We start from the raw sequence: 20,707 nt of genomic DNA, 5'->3' as shown, positions 1-20,707 counted from the left end.
GCCTAGAGTCTACAAGTCGGGTCTAATTCACCGGTCCTGTTCCGAACCATTGAATGAACGGCGCATCCTTCCCCGTGATATCCTTCACCGTCTTTAACAGCGCTTCATGGGTGCGCTGGAGAGCCAGGTAATGGTTGCTGGTAGGTGATAGAAGCGGCTGGACGATGCTCTTGTGCAGCCGTTCCGCCTCCGCCAGAAAGCGCTCGATTTCAGCCTGTGAAAGCTGCTTGGAAAGTTTGGTCCTAGCCATTGCGATCTCCGTTGAGGAATCGCCCCACCTAGGATTATCATCCTATATCGGCATGGGTTGGTAAAGACCCACCCGCAGCGGAATGGCAGCTTGCCGAAGAAAAGCACGCTCGGTTCACGGCACCGGCGCGAGCCGTTAGACGCGCAGGCGCCCGTTAGCCCGCAGGCTGGACAGAATCTCGCACGGATCAGCGTCAAGCGCCGCAGTTAAGTCGAGAAACTCGATGACATCGAGACGCCGCTCTCCACCCTCGTACTTGGCCACGAAGGATTGGGGACGATCAAGCTTCTCGGCCACCTGCGCCTGAGTCAGGCCTTTGGCCTTGCGCAGGGAAACCAGCTGGGCCAGAAACCGCTGGTGGCGGGGCGAGCGAAGAGATTTGGGCATGTAGGCGAACCGGTCGGGTAAAGACCGGATCAGCGACTAATCCCGGTTTCGGATTATCCCATTTTGGGATATGCTGCGTTGCATCCAGCGCTCAACAGCCGAGGCTCGCAACAGGCATGAATCGATCAATGGGAACAGATGAGACTCGAAACTCAACTCTGTGCGACGAAGTCCCCTGGTCGGAGAACCTGACGGCCTACGATAGGCAGCATTTCACGATCTACCTGCGGATCCTGGATGCCTGCGCCGACAATGCCAGCGAAGAGGAGATGGCCGATCTCATTCTAGGCATCGACCCGGCCCTTGAACCGGTCCGCGCCCGCAAGGCTCTTCGCAGCCATATCGACCGGGCGAACTGGATGGTGACGACCGGCTACAAGGAACTGTTCGCCGGCTGACGCACAGCACGGATTGTCATGCTCTTCAAACAAGGAAGTTCAGATACCCGTCACTCATGAGCGCACGGCCGCGAGAGACGGCGCGGCGGGAGCGGTCACAACTGCTTCGCGTGCTGTTTGACTGCCATTTCCAGTGCTTGGCTCAGAGGCACAGCCTTGGAGAACAGGTAGCCTTGAGCGGTTCGGCAGCCAAGCTTGTGCAGGGTTTGCCGATCCGCCTCTGTTTCGACGCCCTCGGCCATGACCTCGATCCCGAGCATGTTACCGAGATCGATGACCGATTTGACAAGCAGTCGGTCCTCTCGGGACTTGGCCAAGCCGCGAATGAAGCCCTGGTCTATTTTGACCTTGCGTATCCGACTGTCCTTGAGCGATGCCAACGTAGAAAAGCCGGTGCCGAAGTCATCGAGCGCGATGGAAATGCCCGCATGTGAAAGCCGTCCGAGCTTTTCATCCACTCTGTCCGGGTCCACCGGGGATTCTTCGGTAATCTCGATTTCGAACATCGTTGCAGGGAGGCCTTTTGCCGCCAGACCATCCAAAACCATGTCGTCGATATCGCCGGCTTCCAGTTCGCGCGGCGAAACATTCATCGCCACACGGAAATCACGACAGTCAGCTTTCACCAAGCCGTCGATAAAAGCACAACAGTCGGCGAATACGGTTTGCGTCAGCAGCTGAAGCATTCCGGTTTCGCGTGCAGCTGTGATGATTTCGGGTGGAGAGATGGCACCATGAATCGGATGGGACCACCTCAGCAAGGCTTCAAAACCGACCACGGCCTCGGTGTCGAGTTTCACGATCGGCTGGAACCAAGGTTGCAAGCTTCTCGTCTTTATCGCCGAATGAAGGTCCCGTTCGACGGACTGGCGGCGTTGCAGTTCCCTGTCGAGTTCGGCATCGAACAGGCAAAATTCGTTCCTGCCACGACGCTTGGCCGTATAAAGGGCGATGTCCGCCCGCAACAACATTTCGGTCAGGCCCGGGCTTTCCGCCAGGTATATTCCTATCGATGCCCCGACACGGACGGACGCGACCTCGATATAGGGTCGGGCAATTTTGGCTATGATATTGGAGGCGAGATCACTGGCAGAAAGCGAAACCCTCGTTGAGGGAAAAAACAGCACGAATTCGTCGCCGCCGATACGAGCGAGCGTTGAGCCTTCCGGTGCTTCCTCCTCTATGCGGCGGGCGATCCTGACAAGCAGTTCATCACCGGTCCTGTGACCGTAGGTATCGTTGACGGATTTGAACCCGTCCAGATCAACCAGCATTGCCACGAAGGGGCCATCCGCGGTCTCGAAACGTCCGATTGCGTGTTCGAGGCCACGCCTGTTGAGAAGGGCCGTCAGGTGGTCCTGCCTGGAACTGGCCTTCATCTCCGCCGCAAGCCGCTCGGCCTCATGCCTCAGGCGGCTCGCTTCGCGGAACCGTGCTTGCCCAACAAACGAAGCTCGAACCAAGCCGCCCATGAAGAGCAGAACGGTAAAAGCCAGAATGTAGTCTTCAAAATTGCCTTTCGCCAAAAGGCAAGCCACCGTGATGAGGAGCGGAGGTGTGATGAAGTTGGTCGCCGCCGCGGCATACGAACTGCCGTATGTAACCGCACCAGCTGAAATGCCCGCCAGAATGACCAGATGCAGAGGTGCTTGAGGTGTCGTGTATCCAACAGTCAGGACGGCCAGGAAGGACCAGGCAAACCCTGCCAGAAGAGCAAGGATGCCAAACCAGCGAAGCCGCGGCAAAACCCCCACTAATCCGTCATGGCGCCCCGTTTCCTTTAGCTGATAACGCGCGAGTGCAAGGCGGGCGGCATTTATCGCATTGACGACCAGGAACCAGATTGCAGCTGCAAAGCCGCTGCCAGAAAGGGCGTGCACCGCCCAAATCAGGCCTGACAGGATAGCGCTTATCGGCATCGACACGAAGAGGCCGGCCCTCAGGTCAGCAAGCTGATCCTGACGGATTTTGGCCTCCAGCGTGTCTTCATTCTTCGGGGCCATGGACGGACCAGCTTGCTCCCATCGTTGTTCGCGAGGACAAGCCTACGCAGGCCCACTGAAGGACGGGTTAACTATCCAGCGGGGATAACCAGTGTGCTCACCATGTCTTCGGGGCGCACGTCTGCCTCTTGGCCTTGCCGTCTGACCATCGAGCTCTTGCCCGCACGCGTGCCTTGATCCGAATCATCCCAGGATCGGCAACGTCACCATGGAAGCAGCCCTACCAACGGCATCAACGCGCCCGGCGAGACAAAAGGAAGCCGGGCCGAGATAGCGTTCCAGAGCGGCAGCGCTGCCTGCGATTCACCGCCTGAGCATGGCCGAAATGCCAAGGCGGATAAAGGGAAGATATTGGGCAAAGCGAAGCCCTGCATGTCTTGCAAGCCGTGCCGCCGGGTGCTCGCCTGAGTAGAGAGCGACAAGTGCATTCGTAGCATGATAGAGCGGTGCCGCCGACAGACGCAGCCGGCTTTCGTATCTGCCGAGTATGTCGGGATCAGCAATGTCGCGGCGCTCGCGACATGCCGCCAGGATTCTATCGGCGAGTTGCTTCTGGCCACTGAGGCCGATGTTGAAGCCATGCGCGGTCACCGGGTGCATGCCGAGGGCAGCATCGCCGATCAGTGCCGCACTCGGAGCCCAGAACTTGTGCGCCCAGGTCGTGACCAGCGGATAGGCATGGCGGGTGCTTGCCAAGGTCATCTCTCCGAAGCGTCCTCGACACCGGCTCGTCGATTCCATGAGGAACAAATCGTCGTCGAGAGCAAGCAGTCTGTCGGCCTCGCTTGAGCGCAAAGTGAGAAGCAGCGACGACACGCCTTCCATGAGCGGCAACATCGCTATCGTCTGATGGTGATCGAACCATTCGACCGCGATCTGGTGATGGGCGCGCTCGTGCCTCACCCGGCAAATCAGCATGGAGTTGCCAAGCCGATTGATGTCGGCGCCAATGCCGAGCAGGTCGCGCGTCGCGGACAAACGCGAATCCGCTGCAACGAGCAGCCGAGCGGCCAATTGCCTGCCATCAGAGAGCGTTATGACTGCTTCTTTGTGGCTGGTTGTTGCATTGACGACCGAGCGGCCGCACAGCAGCTGGGCATGATCCTGGAAGTGGACAAGCTTGAACAGGGCGTCGCGGATCCGACAATTTGGGACCAGAATTCCGAGTGGTTCCCCAGATCCGCTGGGAGAATCGAAGCTCAGGGCGAAAGGGCTCGATCCGTTGAGCACGCGCGCGCCTTGTAGCGGTGATTTGTCCGAAGCGGGGATGGCATCCCAGGCGCCGAGCTCGCGAAGGATTCCAACCGATGCGTGGGTCAGCGCGATCTCGCGACCGTCGAAAGCCGGATTCGCCAGGCTTTCGAGCGACTGCCGTTCAACCACTGCCACCTTGAGTCGGCTCTGGGCAAGCGACGCGGCGAAGGAAAGTCCGACCGGCCCGGCTCCGACCACAATAACGTCGAATCTATCGACAGAGCCGGCCATCAGCGTGCCGCCATTGCGTCGGCTATCTGCGACGAAGGGCACTGGAACGCATCGCAATCGATCCACGGTTTGCGGCTCATCTCCCCAAGCGTCTCCACGCGACCTAACCGTCCGTTAGACATCCGTTCTCCGTTCAAAAATGCTCAATGAAACCATGCCTATGAAGAGATAACCCTGATGTGGATCAACCAGGCTCGATAAACGCGGCAACGGCGGGTTCACGGTCGACTGGTCGACCGCCACGCCATGGTCTGGTCAGGTCATCATGGAATGGCCGGCTTCCCGTTCGGTGCGGCCCTTTCCTGGCCGAAAGTTCGGCAACGTATTCTGGCTGATCCGTTCGCACCCGTCGCGCGCCGAAATCGGCATGACGCGAAGCAACCGCGGAAAATATTCGAGCGAGTCCTCGCAGGGCAGGCTGGGTCAACTGCGTTGCTCGTCGCGGTCGATCAGGATCCGCTCGGCGGCGCCATCGAGATCTTCATATTGGCCGCTCCTCAAGGCCCACAGGAACCCCGCCAGCCCAAGCGCTCCGAGGAACAGGGCCACAGGTATGAGGTAGGCGAGCGTCGTCATGAGGATTGTGCCAGTGCGCCAATGTCCGAGCGCCTGTCATGTCGGGCATCTTGCACCGATGCATTTGACACGAAACCTTGCAGACGTAGCGCATTGCCGATGACCAGGAGGGACGAGGCGGACATCGCGACCGCCGCGATCAGTGGCGTAACGTGCCCCAGAATGGCGACCGGCACGGCGATGCCATTGTAAACGATCGCGATGGCGATGTTCTGCCGGATCAGCCGTCCGGCCTTCCGCGAAATGTCTAAAGCAAGTGGGACCGCCAGAAGACTTTTACGCAGGAACACGAAATCCGCGGCGTTGCGACCGATATCCGCCGCCGTGGCCGGAGCGATCGAAACGTGTGCGGCGCCCAATGCAGGCGTGTCGTTGAGCCCATCGCCGACCATCAGCACCTTGTGGCCAGTTCGCGTCAATGCTTCGATGTGTTCGACCTTCCCGGAGGGAAGCAACGAGGGAACGAAGCGCTCGACGCCCAGTGCTTCCGCGACTTCGCCGCAGGCAGCCTCTGTGTCGCCCGACAGCATCTCCACCGACACGCCGGCGCCGTTCAGTTGCTCGATGGCCGCCTTGGCATCGGCACGCAGCTCATCCTCGAAATCGAAAGTCGCGACAATGACCCCGTCCTTCGTCAGAACGGTTCCGCCATAGCCTTGTTTGCCTTCGCCGCCGATCCGAGCTTTCCACTCACGCCATCCGCGGCGACCCAGCCGCCAGGTACTGCCCTCGCCGATGGCTTCGATGCCGAAGCCCGGATGCTCGCTGACGGACGCGAGTTTCGGCTGGCCGGCAAAGGCTGCATTGCCAGCGATTGCCTTCGAAAAGGGATGGCGGGAATGCGCTGCCATCTCGGCCGCCATGGCGAGCATCGTCGGATCGATGGACGGCGCATTGATCAGCCTGGGCAGTCCGAGCGTAAGCGTGCCGGTTTTGTCGAACAATGCCGTGTCGATCCCGGCCAGGCGCTCAATGGCGGAGCCGTCCCTGACCATGACGCCGCTTTCAAACAGCCGCCGCGCAGCGACCACCTGCACGATCGGCACGGCGAGACCGAGCGCACACGGGCATGTAATGATCAAAACGGCGATTGCGATTGTTATTGCCCGGTGCCAGTCGCCGGTCGCCGCCATCCAGCCGAGGAACGTCACAAAGGCGGTGAGGTGGACCACGGGGGCATAGAGCGCGGAGACGCGATCGGCGATCCTGCGATGGCGGGCGCGGCCGCCCTCTGCCGCTTCCATCAGCCGAACGATTTCGGCCAGGAATGAATCCTTCGCGGCGGCCGTCGCCTCGATGGTCAGCGGACCGGTGAGATTGAGTGTACCGGCCTGGACCTGCGCCCCCGGGCCCACCGTTCTGGGCGTGCTTTCCCCGGAAACCAGGGAACAGTCGAGATCCGATGCCCCGCCAATGATCCTGCCGTCGATGGGCACCCTCTCGCCAGCCGCAATCAAGAGCTCCATTCCTGGTTCGATCTCGCCAACCGGCAAGTAGTCGCGCGAACCATCCTCGCGCAGCACCATGGCGCCGCGCGCCGCCAGCCGAGCCAGTCCGTTTACGGCCGTCCGTGCCCGTTCCCGCATCACGTGATCCAGCGTGCGGCCGATCAGCAGAAAGAACAGCAGCGACACCGACGCGTCGAAATAAGCATGGTCGCCATGGTTGATCGTCTCGTAGAGGCTCATGGCGTAAGCGAGCGATACCCCGACCGCGATCGGCACGTCCATGTTCATGCGGCTGTGGCGCAGCGCATTCCAGGCCGAGCGAAAATAGATGCCGCCGGCGAAAGCGAGCGCAGGAATGGCAATCAAGGCCGAGACCCAATGGAACAGGTCGCGGGTCGCGCCTTGCGCGCCGGACCAGACGGAGACTGATAGCAGCATGATGTTGCCCGCCGCAAAGCCGGCGACCGCGACGGCGCGGATCAGTTCCGAGAGCGTCCTGTCCTTCCCGTCAGCCTCGGGATCGAACAGGTGCGCGCCATAGCCCAGCCGTCCAAGTGTGGCGACGAATGGCGGAACCTCGTCGCCGCGCCACCGGACCGAAACACGTTTCGTTGAAAGATTGACACGAGCGCCTTCGACGCGATCCAGCTTACCGATCGCCGTCTCGATCGTCTGGATGCAGGCGGCACAATGCACGGCCGGCACCGAGAGGTCGGTCTGGCGAAGATTTTCGCCGATCGAGCGGCTCGCCAGTCTGATTTCCTGGCCAGAAGGCAGGACCAGTGTGACCTTTTCCAGGTCCAATGCCATTTCGGCGCCTGGCGCGCAGCAGCTCATTGCAGCGCCCCGTGGGAAATCATGATCCGGCGAACGTCGCGATGGGGTTCCGCAAGGCTCGCATCGGCGTCGATTTCGACGATCCAGACGCCATCCGTGGGCATGTGGTGCGCGGCGAATATCTGACCGGAGGCAGCGGCAAGAGTGACGGATTTGTCCTCGGCCTCGTAGGCGGGATGACGAAACAGCACCTTGACGCCATGCAAGGCAACCGGCTTGCCGACAGCATCGGTGAGGCTGTAGCGGACCTCACCGCCTGCGATGGTCAGTTTGCCAGTCCAGCCGAGGGCTGCCTGAGCTCGCCCCTCCTCGGCCTTCTTGTTGAACTGCTGGCTCGCCACATAGGTGTTTTCGACGACAAGGCCGGTCCAGCTCGTGTTGGCGAGCGTCGCCATCGTCAGATTGACCGCTATGACCACGCCGAAGAAGCCAAGGATGGTGAACAGCATATGCCTGCCGGTGAATTCGCGAGATTGTCGCGAGGTGTCGCTCATCTGGCGCTCTCCGGTGCGTTGAAAGTGGCCGTGTATTCGTCCGACTCGAACGGTGCCTTGTTTTCGACCCGGAACTTGAAGCTTTGCGCTGCACCCCGAACCTGATCTGCCGGCTGACGCACGAAAACCTTGAGCATCTTGAGCCGGTCGGGTTCGACCGGGATGGCGAAGGAGCGATCCGCCGGCAGGTCGATGCCGACAACGCTCATTTCGGCTCCATGCAGGCCCTGCATCGTGACAATGATCGTTCTTGGTTCGGGGATCATGTTGAGCAGCTTGACGGTGTAGCCGTTGCGGATCGAACCGTCGGACAGCGTCACGAACTGCGGGTTGCGATCGTGCAGGACATTCAATTCGAGCCGTTCGCGGGTCAGCAGCGAATAGAGCAGCGCGAGACCGACCGCCGACCAGGCGCCCATGTAGATGAAGGTGCGCGGGCGAAAGATCTTGCGGATATGGAAACGGGCCACCTTGTCGGAGAACAGGCCGTCAGCGCTCCTGACCAGTGACGGGTTGACTGAACCGGAGCCGCCCGGGGTCGCCAGCATCATATTGGCGTTGTAGTCGGCCAGCGTCGCATAGGAAATCAGTCCGCGCTCCCTGCCGAGCTTGTCCATGATACCGTCACAGGTATCGATGCAGAGCGCGCAGGTGATGCATTCAAGCTGCTGGCCATCACGAATGTCGATCCCCATCGGGCACACCGCGACACAGGCATTGCAGTCGACGCAGTCGCCGACGGGCTGCCCGGCGGCAAGGACCCTCTTGGCGTGACGCGAGCGCGGTTCGCCGCGCCAGTCATTATAGGTGACGGTGAGGGAATTCTCGTCGAGCATGGCCGCCTGGATGCGCGGCCATGGGCACATGTAGGTGCAGACCTGCTCGCGCATCAGCCCGCCGAACGTATAGGTCGTCGCCGTCAGCACGGGCACGGTGATGTAGGCGACGGGGGCGGCGGTGCCGGTGAAGAGTTCCCCAACCAGCGTCGGCGCATCGGCGAAATAGAAAATCCAGGCGCCGCCGCTCGCCGCGCCTATGACCAGCCAAATGGCGTGTTTCCATGTTCGCAGCACGAGTTTGCGCGCAGTCCAGGGCCCGGCATCGAGCTTCATGCGCGCGTTGCGGTCGCCCTCGATGGCTCGCTCGACGACCAGAAACAGATCGACCCACACGGTCTGCGGACACGTATAGCCGCACCAGGCCCGGCCGACGGTGGATGTGATCAGGAAAAGGCCGATACCGGCCATGACCAGCAGGCCGGCCACATAATAGAATTCCTGCGGCCATATCTCGATGAAGAAGAAGTAGAAACGCCGGTTGGCAAGATCGACCAGCACGGCCTGGTCCGGGGCAAATGGCCCGCGATCCCACCGCAGCCAAGGTGTCAGGTAGTAGATCCCCAGCGTGATTGCCATCACCGACCACTTGAAGCGGCGGAAACTGCCAGAGGCCCGGTTCGGGAAGATCTTCTTGCGTGCGGCATAGAGCGGCTGACGGGTCTTGGCGGAGTTGACCGCATCGGCTTCGAGCCGTTCTATTTGCGTGTTATCGAGCACGAGAAGCTCCAGTCACCAGCGACCCATCGGTTTCTGGATGATGCCGAGGCCCGGCTCGCGCCGGGCCTCGTCGCTTGGCGGTGGGGGGGAGGACGAGAATAGGCTGCGTACCTATTCTCCGCCACCAAGCGAATGGACATAGACCGCGAGTTCCTTGGCCTTGATCTCGCCGAGACGCCCGATCCAGGCCGGCATGACGCCGTGCTTCGGCGCGCGGACCTGCGCGGCGATGGCTGTTTCGCCAGACCCGTATAGCCAGATCGCGTCGGTCAGGTCGGGTGCGCCGAGCTCCCTGTTGCCCTTTGCATTCTCACCATGACAGGCCGCACAATTCTCGGCGAAAACATTGGCGCCGAGTTCGATCAGGCTTGTGTCCTGAACAGGATCGGAGAGGCTTGCGACATAGGCGCCGACCTGCTTGATCTGATCCGTCGTGATGATGTCGCCAAAAGCAGGCATTTCCGACAGGCGCGTATCCGGGTCTGATGCGAAGCGGATGCCGTGCGCAATCGTCTGCTGGATCTGTTCGGCGTTGCCACCCCACAGCCAATCATCGTCGTTTAGGTTGGGAAAACCCTTGGACCCTTGAGCGCCCGAGCCATGGCACTGCACGCAATTGACCTTGAACGCGGCGCCACCTGCGGCGACGGCGAATTCGCGTAGCGTATCGTCGGCAGTAATCTCGGAGACGGTCTTCGCCTGAATGGCAGCGACAAATTTACCCTTGGCCACTTCGGCCGCGGCCAGTTCATTCTTGACGTCTCTGCGGCTCGAATACCCCAGCACACCCCTGGTCGCGGAAGTCAGCATCGGCCATGCCGGATAGACGACGGTGTAGCCGATCGCCCAGGCAATGGTGATGTAGAAGGTGATGACCCACCAGCGGGGAAGCGGGTTGTTGAGTTCCTTGATGCCGTCCCACTCATGGCCGGTCGTCGAGATACCCGAAACCTCGTCGATATGCTCGCTGCCCATGATCAGTCGTCCTTGAGAGGAATGTGAGCGGCTCTCTCGGCTTGCCTGCGGCTGCCGGGACGAAGTGCAAAGGCAACGCATCCGAGGAAGAAAAGCGCCATGGCAAGCAGGCCCCAGCTGTCGGCAAACTCCCGCATGAAATTGTAGGTCATCGCCATTCTCCTCAGCGGTAACCGGCGGCTTCGTCATAGGTCCTGAAATCGACCAGCGTGCCGAGCATCTGCAAATAGGCGACCAGCGCATCCATTTCGGTGACCTGCTGCGGATCGCCGTCGAAGTCCCCAACCTTGGCTTTCGGATAGCGTCTCTCCAGGCCCGATGTGTCGGCATTCGCATCGGCCTGCGCCATGAGATCGGCATTGGCATGAGCGATCATGTCGTCTGAATAGGGCACACCGACACGGCTGTTGGCGATCAGATGCGTCGAGAAATCCTTCACCTCGATGGGCATGTCCTTCAGGAACGCGTAGCTCGGCATGATCGATTCCGGCACCACCGAACGCGGCTCGGTGAGATGCTGGACGTGCCATCCGTTCGAGTAGCGGTCGCCGACCCGGGCGAGATCCGGCCCGGTGCGCTTCGAGCCCCACTGGAACGGGTGGTCGTACATCGACTCGGCCGCCAGGCTATAGTGGCCGTAGCGCTCGACCTCGTCGCGGAACGGCCTTATCATCTGGCTGTGGCAGAGGTAACAGCCCTCACGCACATAGATGTTGCGCCCGGCGAGCTCGAGCGGCGAATAGGGCCGCATGCCTTCCACCTTCTCGATGGTGTTGTCGAGATAGAAGAGCGGCGCGATCTCGACGATACCGCCGATCGTCACGACCAGCAGGGACCCGAGGAGAAGAACTGTGGCGTTCTTCTCGATGACCGCGTGTCTGTCCATCAGGACCATTTTCTGGCTCCTGATCGCACAGGCTGGAGGGCGGGGATGGAGCGCGGCATCGGATCCTCCTCGCGCTGGTAGCCGAGGATAGTCATGGCGATGTTCCAGGCCATGAGGAGGGCGCCCGACAGATACATCGCGCCGCCGATGGCACGCATGATGTAGTAGGGATGCATGGCGGCGACGCTTTCGGCGAAGGAGTAGACCAGGAAGCCCTGCTCGTTGTATTCGCGCCACATCAGGCCCTGCATGACGCCGGAGACCCACATCACCGCGGCGTAAACGACGATCCCAAGCGTCGCCAGCCAGAAGTGCCAGTTGACGAGCCGCAGCGAATAAAGCCGGTCGCGATTCCATAACTTCGGGACCATGAAATAAATCGCGCCGAACGAGATCATGCCAACCCATCCGAGCGCGCCCGAATGGACGTGACCGATGGTCCAGTCGGTGTAGTGCGAGAGCGAGTTGACGGCCTTGATTGACATCATCGGGCCTTCGAAGGTCGACATTCCGTAGAAGGCGATGGCCATCACCATCATACGGATGATCGGGTCGGTGCGCAGCTTGTCCCAGGCGCCCGAGAGCGTCATCAGGCCGTTTATCATGCCGCCCCACGAGGGCATCCAGAGCATGATCGAGAACACCATGCCGAGCGTCTGGGCCCAGTCCGGCAGGGCGGTGTAGTGGAGGTGGTGCGGACCGGCCCAGATGTAGAGAAAGATCAAAGCCCAGAAGTGGATGATCGACAGCCGGTAGGAATAGACCGGTCGGTTGGCTTGCTTGGGCACGAAATAATACATCATCCCGAGGAAGCCGGCGGTGAGGAAAAAGCCGACGGCATTGTGGCCGTACCACCATTGCGTCAGGGCGTCCTGTACGCCGGAGAAGGCTGAATAGCTCTTGGAGCCCAGGAAGGAGACCGGCATCGACAGGTTGTTGATCACATGCAGCATTGCGATGGTCACGATGAAGGCAAGGTAGAACCAGTTGGCGACATAGATGTGCGGTTCCTCGCGCTTTAGGATCGTGCCGAGGAACAGGATGAGATAGGCGACCCAGACAATGGTCAGCCACAGGTCCACATACCATTCGGGCTCGGCGTATTCGCGGCTCTCGGTGATACCGAGCAGGTAGCCGGTTGCCGCCATGACGATGAACAGCTGATAGCCCCAAAACACGAACCAGGCGAGATCGCCGCCGAACAGCCTGGCACGACAGGTCCGCTGCACGACATAAAGTGACGTGCAGATGAGTGCATTGCCGCCGAAGGCAAAAACCACGCCGGAAGTATGCAAAGGCCGCAGTCGGCCGAAATTGAACCAGGGCTGGATGTTGAGATCGGGGTAGGCGAGCTGCAGGGCGATGACCACGCCGACCAGCATGCCGACGACGCCCCAGAATACGGTGGCGATGGCACCGTAGCGGATCGGCCCATCCATGTAAGCGGCGGGGTCGATCGGAACTGCCGGCTTGAACTCCGTGTTGCGCAACAGAATCGCAGTGAAGCCAGCCACGGCGAAGAACAAAACCCACATATGCCGGCGAAAAGGTTCATCTACGCCGAAGCCGGCAGCCACCAGGGCCGCAAACGCAAACAGGCTTAGAAGGACGATCTCTGTGCCGAATTTCATCGCAAGCCCCGATTTCCAATTCCGGCGGGCGCCAACCGCAGTGCCTTATTGCGCAGCCGTGGCCTGCTCGCCCTGATCCATGTCAGAGCCGCACGATTTTGCTTCGAGCAGCATCGAGTTCGGTGCGATCAGACTGTGGCGATCGAATGTGGAAGCGCGGCACCGGCCGCCACGCTTACGGACAGGCCCCGCGTCCCCGGTCGGGCCGGGTATGGAGGCGATCGCGGGCGTGTGGGGAAGCGCGCCTTCTGTGACGCTGGAAAGTAGGCCGATGCCTTGCCGAACGTCGATCGTTTCAATGCCTTGGGACATCCAGCGCCAGCGTTGCGCTGCCTTCGTGACATTCATGGTTCGGGGAGACGGCGATTTTCCCCTGCGTATGAGGCGTATTGACTTCGGCCGAGTGCAATCCTGCCTGGAACAGCCGGTTGCACGTCGAGCACCTCGAGGATGGATGCTTCGCCGACGAGTTGGCCGAAACACACCTGGCTCAGGCGATCGGATGGAGAGCGGGCTGTCGCTATGCGGCTTCTTCTAAGCCCAACGCGAGCATGCCCTGCCCCGAACGAAATAAGTGACGTAGGCCATGCAGCTTCGATGTCATTCAAAGGGCGGTTGCGCCTCGGCCGCCGCAGCGCCGTTCCAGCCGGCTCATGCTGTCCACGGTGACACGGCGGTTGTTCTCGATCCGAATCACGCCGTCCATTCTCAGGCTGGTCAGCTGACGGCTCACGGTCTCGTTTGTAATTCCAAGGAAATCAGAGATGTCGGCACGCGTCATCGGCAGCTCGAAGCACGCCGACCTAGCCGCCGGGTCAACACTGGAATCGATGTTCCGGGCGATCATGAGGAGAAAGCTCGCCACCTTCTCCGGTGCGGTCTTGCGCCCCAGAGTCACCATCCATTCGCGTGCCTCGTCGAGTTCGTTCAGCGCCTGCTTGAACAGGCGATGCACAAATTCCGGTGATTCCTTCATCAACCGTTCGATGGCCGCTCTCGGAAACGAGCATAGCGAGACAGCTGTTGCCGCTTCCGCATTGATCGCGCTTTTCATCTTGAAGGGCCGTCCCAGAAAATCCGGCGCGAACTGGAGACCGACGATCTGCTGGCGGCCGTCCGAAAGGCTCTTCGTCAGCTTCACCACGCCTGAAAGCACGTTTGAATAACAGTCGACCGCCTCGGCGTCGCCGATCAGTTCGACCCCCGGCTCGATATTGTGCCGCGACGACGTCTTGGCGAGCTGAGCCAAATGGTCTGGTTCGAGCGCACCACAGACACCGCGGTGCCGTGCCTCGCAAGACAGGCAAAGAACGGGAATGCCGGAACTGTGAATGTCCTGCCGTAATGTCATTCGATCGCTCTACTTGTCCAGTGCGGGCAGGATAGCAATCGACGGTAGAAAAATCCTTGCGGCAGTTTGTCCGTGCTGAACGCTGATCGAAATCAGGGCTTAGGCTCATCCAAGCATCCACAGTTCCGGCGACGCAAACACGGTGGACCACGACATGCGACTGGAGCTAGCTGCCAGACTTGGCGAGAACGTCCCGCGCTATACCAGTTATCCGACCGCGCCGCATTTCCATGCGGGGGTCGATGCCGTCGTTTACCGAGGCTGGTTGGAGGCGCTCGAAGGTGGTGACGAGATATCGCTTTACCTGCATATTCCCTATTGCGACAGGCTCTGCTGGTTCTGCGCGTGCCATACCAAACAGACGCGCCACTACGAACCAGTGACCACATATCTCCGTTCACTGCATGCCGAGATCGCCACCGTCTCCAGTCTTGTCACCGGCAAGGGCCGAGTTCGCGCGGTTCATTTCGGCGGCGGTTCGCCGACGATGCTCAAACCGGAAGATATCGTGGCGCTGGGAACCGTCCTGCGCAACAGCTTCACGTTTCTCCCCGGTGCAAAGATCAGCGTTGAGATCGAACCCAACGATATGGACGATGCCCGCCTCGATGCACTTGCCGAAATCGGCATGACAAGGGCGAGCCTCGGCGTCCAGGATTTCGACCCGAAGGTGCAGAAAGCGATCAACCGCGAGCAGACCTTTCTGCAGACCAAGACGGTTGTTGATGGCGTTCGTTCGCGCGGCGTCGAATCCGTCAATCTCGATCTGCTCTACGGCCTGCCGCATCAGACCAGGGAGAGCGTCGCCTCCACGGTTGCACAGGCACTGACCCTGGAACCGGATCGGATCGCGCTTTTTGGCTACGCCCATGTGCCGTGGTTCAAGAAACATCAGACGATGATCGACGAGGCGTGGCTGCCAGGTCCGGCGGAGCGGTTTGCCCAATCGCAATTGGCAGCGCGGGCGATCGTGGACCAGGGATACGAAGCAATCGGCCTCGACCATTTCGCCAAGCCCGGCGATGCGCTGGCGCTTGCGGCCCGCGCCGGGACTTTGCACCGGAACTTCCAAGGCTACACCGAGGACTGCTACGAGACATTGATCGGCCTCGGCCCATCGTCCATCAGCCAGTTTCGCCAGGGCTATGCACAGAATATGCCTTCGACCGCCGAGTATGGACGCATGGTTGCTCATGGCGGGCTGGCCGCCGTTCGGGGTATCGCGCTTTCTGACGACGACCGTGTTCGCGGCTGGATCATCGAGCGATTGATGTGTGACTTCGCCTTCTCGGCGATTGAGCTGGTGGAGCGCTTTGGCGAAGCCGGCCAAAGACTTCTCGTCCGAGCGAGTTCCACGGCCCTCCAAGATCCTGCGCGGTTGCTTGAACTTGATGGTGACCGCTTCGTCGTGCCTGCGGAAAGCCGGCCCTTTGTCAGGAGCATCGCGGCAAAGTTCGACAAATATTTCGAAAGTGGAACGGCCAGGCACTCAGCGGCAGTCTGAGCACCGCAGAGGAACGGTCATGGTTCTCAGTCGATCGTGAACCGATTGCGCTACATTTTTCACTGTTGATCGGCGACCGTCGTGTCGAGACAGGATTCGGAGCGGACCAGACGCGTCTTGGTATAGCGACGATATCGTCCGGTCGTGCCTTCCGGCGCCGTATTCCATTTCGCAGTCCCTGAAGCGCCACGTCGAGTGCGGCCTCTTTTCTGTATCGGAAGCAGTCGACAATCGTCCTGGCCAGATCATGGTTGTCGGCCGACAGCTCCCTTCGGCCTTGCAACAAGAATCCGCAAGGACCCTGCCAGCTGCAGCAGGCGCCGCCGCATCGCACCACCACACTATCCACCCGTGGCTCGCGCTAACCTTTGATTGGTTCGCGCCAAGCCGACGCCCGTCGAAACCGAGCCTCGGCAACATTCCGAGTCGTAAGCGGCTGGCCACGCTCCTGGTGCCGGTGGCAGAAAGTCCGCAAGCACCCCGGCAGCGCCGTCAAGCGTGGGACAACCCGTCCACCCGAATATCCGCCGGCGCAGTTTCAGTGAAAAGCGGGCCCAGGCTAGACGGCTCTCTTGTTACCCCAGAGCATAACGTGCAGCTGCGGCAGCACACGGGCTTCGAACCACCTGTCGCGGGTCACGCTATCAACCAGCCACTCCATGCGCTTCAATATTCCGTCAAGGTCGACAGGCGCGTCTTCATTTGCGGGGCGTGGCGGCGTGTGATTGCCGGGTTGCAGATAGATCGGAAGTCGCGGAAATCTCGCAGCGGCGTCTTTCGCGTAGGCGTAGTCCCTTTCGTCGAAAACAATGAGCTTGAGCACGACTTGCGGCCTGCCTTGTGCCGCCTGGAGGCACGCCTCGAAAGCGGCCCAATCGGTCGTCATTTGGCTTGACGGCGGCTTTGGGCTGAGGACTAGCACGTCGAGGTCGGCAAACCAGTCCCTGGCCACCGAACCTTGGGTTTCCAGCGCAAAACGGTAACCTTCACCATGGCCTCGCTCGATGAGCGCGCCGAGCGGCTGGATGGCCGGATTGCCGCCTGACAGCGACACCATCAGCGGGCGGCCACCGGAAAGCGCAAGCACGTTTTGCCACACCGCGCCAATGGACATCATCTCCCATTCATGGCGGAATTGATTGTCCACCGCATGCAGGCTGTCGCACCAGGAACAGCGATAGTCACACCCGCCGGTTCTGACGAAGACCGTCGGCAAACCGATGAGCACGCCCTCGCCCTGGATCGTCGGCCCGAAAATCTCACTCACGCGGATTGCGGGATGCGTATCGGTCATGGCCGGTATTCCGCCCAGGTTTTCGGCGTTTCGCTCACCCGCACGGCCGAGGTTTCGCGCAGGCGTGCCTTGCACCATTCATAAAAATGTCTGGCCAGATATTCCGCCGTGACTTGCTCATGTCCCAGCACGTCGTTGAGATGTCGATGGTCGAAGCTCTCGTCGATGTAGCGTTTGAATGGCGCCAAATCGTGATAGTCGCGCACGAAGCCGTTCTCGTTCAGTCCATTCGCTGAAAGCTCCACTTCAACGATGTAGTTATGCCCGTGCAGGCGCGCGCATTGGTGATCGGGTGGCAACGAGGTGAGCTGATGCGAGGCTGAGAAGTGGAATTCCTTGGTGATGCGGAACATTACGCGGTCCTCCTTCGCAGCGCATCGAGCCAGAAGTCGGAGTCCTCGTAGTCGGTGGGGTCCGGCTGCCCAGAGAGATGAAACGCCTCGCGCCGCTCGACACAGGTCCCGCACCTCCCGCAGTGACGCTCGGCGCCCATGTAGCAGGACCAGGTCTGCGCAAATGGCGTGCCGTATGCTGCTCCATTCCTAACAATGTCCGCCTTCGTGAGATTCACATAGGGTGCATAAATGCGAATCTTCGCGTAGCCGTCGAGCGCGTGGTCCTGCATCATCTGGAAAGCGTCGATGAAGGCCGGACGGCAGTCGGGATAAATGAAATGATCCCCACCATGCACGGCCGTCGCCACCGCGTCAGCGTCGTGCGCTGCGGCGAAGCCGAAGGCAATGGCCAACATGATGGCGTTTCGGTTCGGCACCACCGTGACCTTCATCGTGTCTTCGGCGTAATGCCCGTCGGGCACGTCCACATTATCGGTCAGCGCGGAGCCGGAAAGGCCGCCGCCGATCTCGTGGATGTCGATGATACGGTGCGGGACGCTCAGTCGCTCCGCGCAAAGGGCGGCGAAGCCCAATTCCTTCCTATGCCGTTGGCCGTAATCGAAAGATAAGAGGCCGGCGAGTTCGTGCTCCGCTGCCACCTTGTGAGCAAGGGTGACGGAGTCCAATCCGCCGGAGCAGACGACGAGAGTCTTCATTGTTGGGTCCTTGTTTTAACCGGGTAGGCTGCGACCGGAGATTTCTCTGCGCTCCCAGTACTTCAGGAAATCCATTTTGTGAAGTGAACGGGGGCGAGTTTCATGCGCTGACGTGCCGCTGTGTGCAAGGCGCCCTCGCAGTGAGCCTGCAAGGAACACGGACTAGCGAAACGTCACGCTTCAGCGGAATGCTCAAAGGCGAGCGCACCAGAATATGCTCTGCAGGAGGTCCGGACCTTCGTAAACAAAGTTCTCGACGATCAAGCGCCCGGCGGTCCCGAGCTTCGAGGGACGCCACCGCGAGGGTTTCAGGTACAAGACGGCCCAAGGATGGGCTTGCCGCAAAGAACGGAATTGCCAGTGGGATGTTCAGCGACGCCGATGCAGATGTCTGGAATGATCACGACATCAATTGTCGCGGCAACTTTGGCTGGCCTGCTCCTCGGGTTCCGTACATCCAGCGCATTCCGCTTCAGGATCGGTTCGAACCGGAGCACGCCCTCGGTCAATGGACGTCCGGCAAACCCTGAATGATCGGTCGTGAGCCGACATCTGTGAACAAGCGGTGTGGTCGATTGCTATCACCCATGTGTTGCGCGCAGGTATCTTATGGCAGTGGATGAACTGGATTTGATGGTTTTACAGCTGGCGGTCGAAAGCGTCCGCTCGCTCTCCTTAAGCTTCGCTGAAAAGGCCGCCGAGGTAGCCACCAGGAGCCGCGGCATCCTGCTTTTCGACGTGCGGGTCGACGGTGACGCGGAGGTCCAGCGGGTCGCAGCCATCCGATATCAGGGCGACCAGATCGGCGTGCTGGCGTTGGACAGACAGGGCCTTGTTACCCACCATTGCATCATCAACGGTACGTTCTCACATTTCACTGCGCCCTTGGAGAACTGGCACAGCATGCCCCTGTCGATGCAGGCCAAGATCGATGCCAACGGCCATGCCAGTCTCTTCCTAGGCGCCTTGCGAAATGCCGGACATTTGCTGGGCAGCTAGCATTTGGCTAGAATGCATCTGTGAATTTTTGCATGCGCATCGCTGCCGACAGCGCCGGCATGATTGTCGTGCTCGAAAACGGCTGCGGCGATCGCGGCAAAGCGATCGCCGCGATGATGGCGATCTACGCGTGGGCGTTGCATCGATGCGCGATCGTTTAGACAGAGGTCTCCGCCTGGCATCGAGCAACATGCACGGAGGTACGCAAAGCGCAAATGCATCAAGTATTTGAAGGGACGAGCCCCTCGCGCAAATGGAGCTTGCGCTGCCGTTGTCGTCCCATCGTGCCGCCGAACTCGGGGGCGTGACGATCGACCACGATGGCCTATTTTTTTGCAAAGCCGAATGTCCCGATTCCGAAGCCAAGGAAAAAAACTCCGACCACAGCGAAGAATAGTAACAACACGGGCGACGCAAGCCGCCTTGCCCTCTAGCAGGGGAGGTGCTTGCGGTGCTCTCACCGACACAAGATCGCAAATGGCACGTGGGTGAGCACCAGAACTGGCGACACGCATGGTGATCGGCTTGACTCGCTGGAGGAAGCACAAGGCCTCAGTGGGCGGAGGCGCCAGCGACGGTCGAATACTGGCTGGCTGCTCGGGATCTGATCGTTGAAATGACGTAGGATTTGGTTGCTTAAGCCGATCCGAACCATTTCCCGGAGACCACACCCACCATGAACGATCTTGCGCTGCCGCTGAGCGGTTTGTCATCAGTCGGCGGCAAGTCCGTCGTCGCCCGTTTCGACGGCGGCATGCTGTCGTCCAACAGCGGCGTTCTGGCCTTGGCCGAGGTGGAAAAGCGGTTGCGGGTGGCCGAGCGTCTGGCGCGTTGCATCGACGATCCGCGCTGCCCGGACCAGGTCGTCCACAGCCTGGCGGACATGATCGGCTTTCGCATGAAGATGATCGCCGCCGGCTACGAGGACGGCAACGACGCCAACCGGCTGCGCCGCGATCCGGTCTTCAAGATGGCCCAGGATGCGCTGCCGTCGGGTCGGGATCTGGCGTCGCAATCGACGCTGTGCCGGCTGGAGAACCTACCCGGCGTGCGGGAGCTGGTCGCGATGGGACGGGCGATGGTCGATCTCTATTGCGCCTCGTTCCGGCAGGTGCCGAAGCGGATCGTACTCGACATTGACGACACCTTCGACGCTGTGCACGGAGGCCAACAGCTTCGCCTGTTCAATGCCCACCATGACGAGTACGGCTTCCAGCCGATCGTCGTGTTCGATGGTGCGGGACGGTTCGTCAGCGCGATCCTGCGACCGGCCAAGCGGCCGAGTGGGGCTGAGATCCGCCCCCACCTGCGCCGTCTGGTGCGGGCGATCCGGATCAACTGGCCGAACATTCGAATCCTGCTCCGCGGCGATAGCCATTATTGCAACCCGCCGACTGGTGCCGCGCCAACGACGTCGACTTCATCTTTGGCCTCGCGCCCACCACGACCCTGCGCAAGCATGTCGCGGATCTGGAGGCCAGCACGACGGCGCGCTTCGAAGCGTCGGCCAAGACAGGCAAGGTCCGCAGGTTCAAGGAGTTCGTTGACGGCGCCCGCGGCGCGGCCGGGCCGGCAGCACTCA

Annotated in this window: 22 protein-coding genes and 1 pseudogene; 6 read left to right on the top strand and 17 right to left on the bottom strand. The window is 60.7% G+C overall.

Features of this window, described 5'->3' with window-relative positions; all coding sequences use genetic code 11:
• Window positions 1-22: 22 nt before the first annotated feature.
• The gene (locus NKH17_RS22915; protein WP_023679647.1) at window positions 23-250 is read right to left on the bottom strand and encodes a hypothetical protein; all 228 of its coding nucleotides are present in this window, start codon (window positions 248-250) and stop codon (window positions 23-25) included.
• Between the two features lie 135 nt (window positions 251-385).
• Window positions 386-637 (bottom strand): helix-turn-helix domain-containing protein, encoded by a 252-nt coding sequence (locus NKH17_RS22910; RefSeq protein ID WP_023722035.1) that lies wholly within the window; start codon window positions 635-637, stop codon window positions 386-388.
• Window positions 638-765: 128 nt separating this feature from the next.
• On the opposite strand from NKH17_RS22910, the gene NKH17_RS22905 reads away from it, so the two are divergent.
• Window positions 766-1,035: a DNA -binding domain-containing protein gene (locus tag NKH17_RS22905; protein ID WP_352453619.1), complete on the top strand. Its 270-nt coding sequence runs from the start codon at window positions 766-768 to the stop codon at window positions 1,033-1,035.
• Between the two features lie 95 nt (window positions 1,036-1,130).
• Here NKH17_RS22905 and NKH17_RS22900 read toward each other — a convergent pair whose 3' ends face one another.
• The 12 genes from NKH17_RS22900 to NKH17_RS22845 all read right to left on the bottom strand — a co-directional run bounded on the left by NKH17_RS22900 (window position 1,131) and on the right by NKH17_RS22845 (window position 14,277).
• Complete coding sequence (locus NKH17_RS22900) at window positions 1,131-3,038, bottom strand: putative bifunctional diguanylate cyclase/phosphodiesterase (protein WP_352902708.1); 1,908 nt, start codon at window positions 3,036-3,038, stop codon at window positions 1,131-1,133.
• Between the two features lie 303 nt (window positions 3,039-3,341).
• Window positions 3,342-4,523 carry a 5-demethoxyubiquinol-8 5-hydroxylase UbiM gene (ubiM, locus tag NKH17_RS22895; RefSeq protein ID WP_352453626.1) on the bottom strand — a complete coding sequence of 394 codons (1,182 nt, stop codon included), beginning with the start codon at window positions 4,521-4,523 and terminating at the stop codon, window positions 3,342-3,344.
• A 423-nt stretch (window positions 4,524-4,946) separates the two neighbouring features.
• Entirely contained in the window at window positions 4,947-5,099 is a 153-nt protein-coding gene (gene ccoS, locus NKH17_RS22890) for a cbb3-type cytochrome oxidase assembly protein CcoS (RefSeq protein WP_352453617.1), read from the bottom strand.
• Complete coding sequence (locus NKH17_RS22885; protein WP_352668540.1) at window positions 5,096-7,384, bottom strand: cation-translocating P-type ATPase; 2,289 nt, start codon at window positions 7,382-7,384, stop codon at window positions 5,096-5,098. Before NKH17_RS22885 ends, ccoS begins: the two co-directional genes overlap by 4 nt.
• On the bottom strand, window positions 7,381-7,878 hold the full coding sequence (locus tag NKH17_RS22880; protein ID WP_352902704.1) for a FixH family protein: 498 nt from the start codon (window positions 7,876-7,878) through the stop codon (window positions 7,381-7,383). The genes NKH17_RS22885 and NKH17_RS22880 overlap by 4 nt, the downstream gene beginning before the upstream one ends.
• Window positions 7,875-9,434 carry a cytochrome c oxidase accessory protein CcoG gene (gene ccoG, locus NKH17_RS22875; protein WP_352756846.1) on the bottom strand — a complete coding sequence of 520 codons (1,560 nt, stop codon included), beginning with the start codon at window positions 9,432-9,434 and terminating at the stop codon, window positions 7,875-7,877. Before ccoG ends, NKH17_RS22880 begins: the two co-directional genes overlap by 4 nt.
• 111 nt (window positions 9,435-9,545) lie before the next feature.
• Window positions 9,546-10,409 carry a cytochrome-c oxidase, cbb3-type subunit III gene (gene ccoP, locus NKH17_RS22870; protein ID WP_352516163.1) on the bottom strand — a complete coding sequence of 288 codons (864 nt, stop codon included), beginning with the start codon at window positions 10,407-10,409 and terminating at the stop codon, window positions 9,546-9,548.
• Between the two features lie 2 nt (window positions 10,410-10,411).
• Complete coding sequence (locus NKH17_RS22865) at window positions 10,412-10,561, bottom strand: cbb3-type cytochrome c oxidase subunit 3 (protein ID WP_023679629.1); 150 nt, start codon at window positions 10,559-10,561, stop codon at window positions 10,412-10,414.
• 11 nt (window positions 10,562-10,572) lie between these two features.
• A complete protein-coding gene (ccoO, locus tag NKH17_RS22860; protein WP_352756841.1) occupies window positions 10,573-11,304 on the bottom strand; it encodes a cytochrome-c oxidase, cbb3-type subunit II in 732 nt (243 codons plus the stop codon).
• Window positions 11,295-12,926 carry a cytochrome-c oxidase, cbb3-type subunit I gene (gene ccoN / locus NKH17_RS22855; protein ID WP_352818623.1) on the bottom strand — a complete coding sequence of 544 codons (1,632 nt, stop codon included), beginning with the start codon at window positions 12,924-12,926 and terminating at the stop codon, window positions 11,295-11,297. The genes ccoO and ccoN overlap by 10 nt, the downstream gene beginning before the upstream one ends.
• 45 nt (window positions 12,927-12,971) lie before the next feature.
• On the bottom strand, window positions 12,972-13,274 hold the full coding sequence (locus NKH17_RS22850; protein WP_352453610.1) for a hypothetical protein: 303 nt from the start codon (window positions 13,272-13,274) through the stop codon (window positions 12,972-12,974).
• A 256-nt stretch (window positions 13,275-13,530) separates the two neighbouring features.
• On the bottom strand, window positions 13,531-14,277 hold the full coding sequence (locus NKH17_RS22845) for a Crp/Fnr family transcriptional regulator (RefSeq protein ID WP_352453609.1): 747 nt from the start codon (window positions 14,275-14,277) through the stop codon (window positions 13,531-13,533).
• Between the two features lie 154 nt (window positions 14,278-14,431).
• Here NKH17_RS22845 and hemN point away from each other — a divergent pair, with 154 nt between their 5' ends.
• The gene (hemN, locus tag NKH17_RS22840; RefSeq protein ID WP_352902697.1) at window positions 14,432-15,781 is read left to right on the top strand and encodes an oxygen-independent coproporphyrinogen III oxidase; all 1,350 of its coding nucleotides are present in this window, start codon (window positions 14,432-14,434) and stop codon (window positions 15,779-15,781) included.
• 559 nt (window positions 15,782-16,340) lie between these two features.
• Here hemN and queE read toward each other — a convergent pair.
• The 3 genes from queE to queC are packed head-to-tail and all read right to left on the bottom strand — an operon-like array spanning window position 16,341 to window position 18,126.
• Window positions 16,341-17,075 carry a 7-carboxy-7-deazaguanine synthase QueE gene (gene queE / locus NKH17_RS22835; RefSeq protein WP_352453860.1) on the bottom strand — a complete coding sequence of 245 codons (735 nt, stop codon included), beginning with the start codon at window positions 17,073-17,075 and terminating at the stop codon, window positions 16,341-16,343.
• On the bottom strand, window positions 17,072-17,428 hold the full coding sequence (gene queD, locus NKH17_RS22830) for a 6-carboxytetrahydropterin synthase QueD (RefSeq protein WP_352457393.1): 357 nt from the start codon (window positions 17,426-17,428) through the stop codon (window positions 17,072-17,074). The genes queE and queD overlap by 4 nt, the downstream gene beginning before the upstream one ends.
• A complete protein-coding gene (gene queC, locus NKH17_RS22825; protein WP_352902693.1) occupies window positions 17,428-18,126 on the bottom strand; it encodes a 7-cyano-7-deazaguanine synthase QueC in 699 nt (232 codons plus the stop codon). The genes queD and queC overlap by 1 nt, the downstream gene beginning before the upstream one ends.
• A 609-nt stretch (window positions 18,127-18,735) precedes the next feature.
• Between queC and NKH17_RS22820 the strand changes: the two genes are divergently transcribed.
• The 4 genes and pseudogenes from NKH17_RS22820 to NKH17_RS22805 form a co-directional block, all read left to right on the top strand.
• Entirely contained in the window at window positions 18,736-19,125 is a 390-nt protein-coding gene (locus NKH17_RS22820) for a hypothetical protein (protein ID WP_352902691.1), read from the top strand.
• Window positions 19,126-19,157: 32 nt separating this feature from the next.
• On the top strand, window positions 19,158-19,286 hold the full coding sequence (locus NKH17_RS22815; protein WP_023722056.1) for a hypothetical protein: 129 nt from the start codon (window positions 19,158-19,160) through the stop codon (window positions 19,284-19,286).
• A 92-nt stretch (window positions 19,287-19,378) separates the two neighbouring features.
• Entirely contained in the window at window positions 19,379-19,522 is a 144-nt protein-coding gene (locus tag NKH17_RS22810; RefSeq protein ID WP_352541546.1) for a hypothetical protein, read from the top strand.
• Between the two features lie 279 nt (window positions 19,523-19,801).
• Window positions 19,802-20,679: pseudogene (locus NKH17_RS22805) on the top strand (IS1380 family transposase); the annotation flags it as partial.
• Window positions 20,680-20,707 lie beyond the last annotated feature (28 nt).

Source organism: Mesorhizobium sp. M1334, assembly GCF_040317995.1.
In the GTDB taxonomy this organism is placed as follows: Bacteria; Pseudomonadota; Alphaproteobacteria; order Rhizobiales; family Rhizobiaceae; genus Mesorhizobium.
The sequence above is the reverse complement of the archived record's forward strand: the minus strand, read 5'-3'. Positions and strand labels throughout refer to the sequence as shown.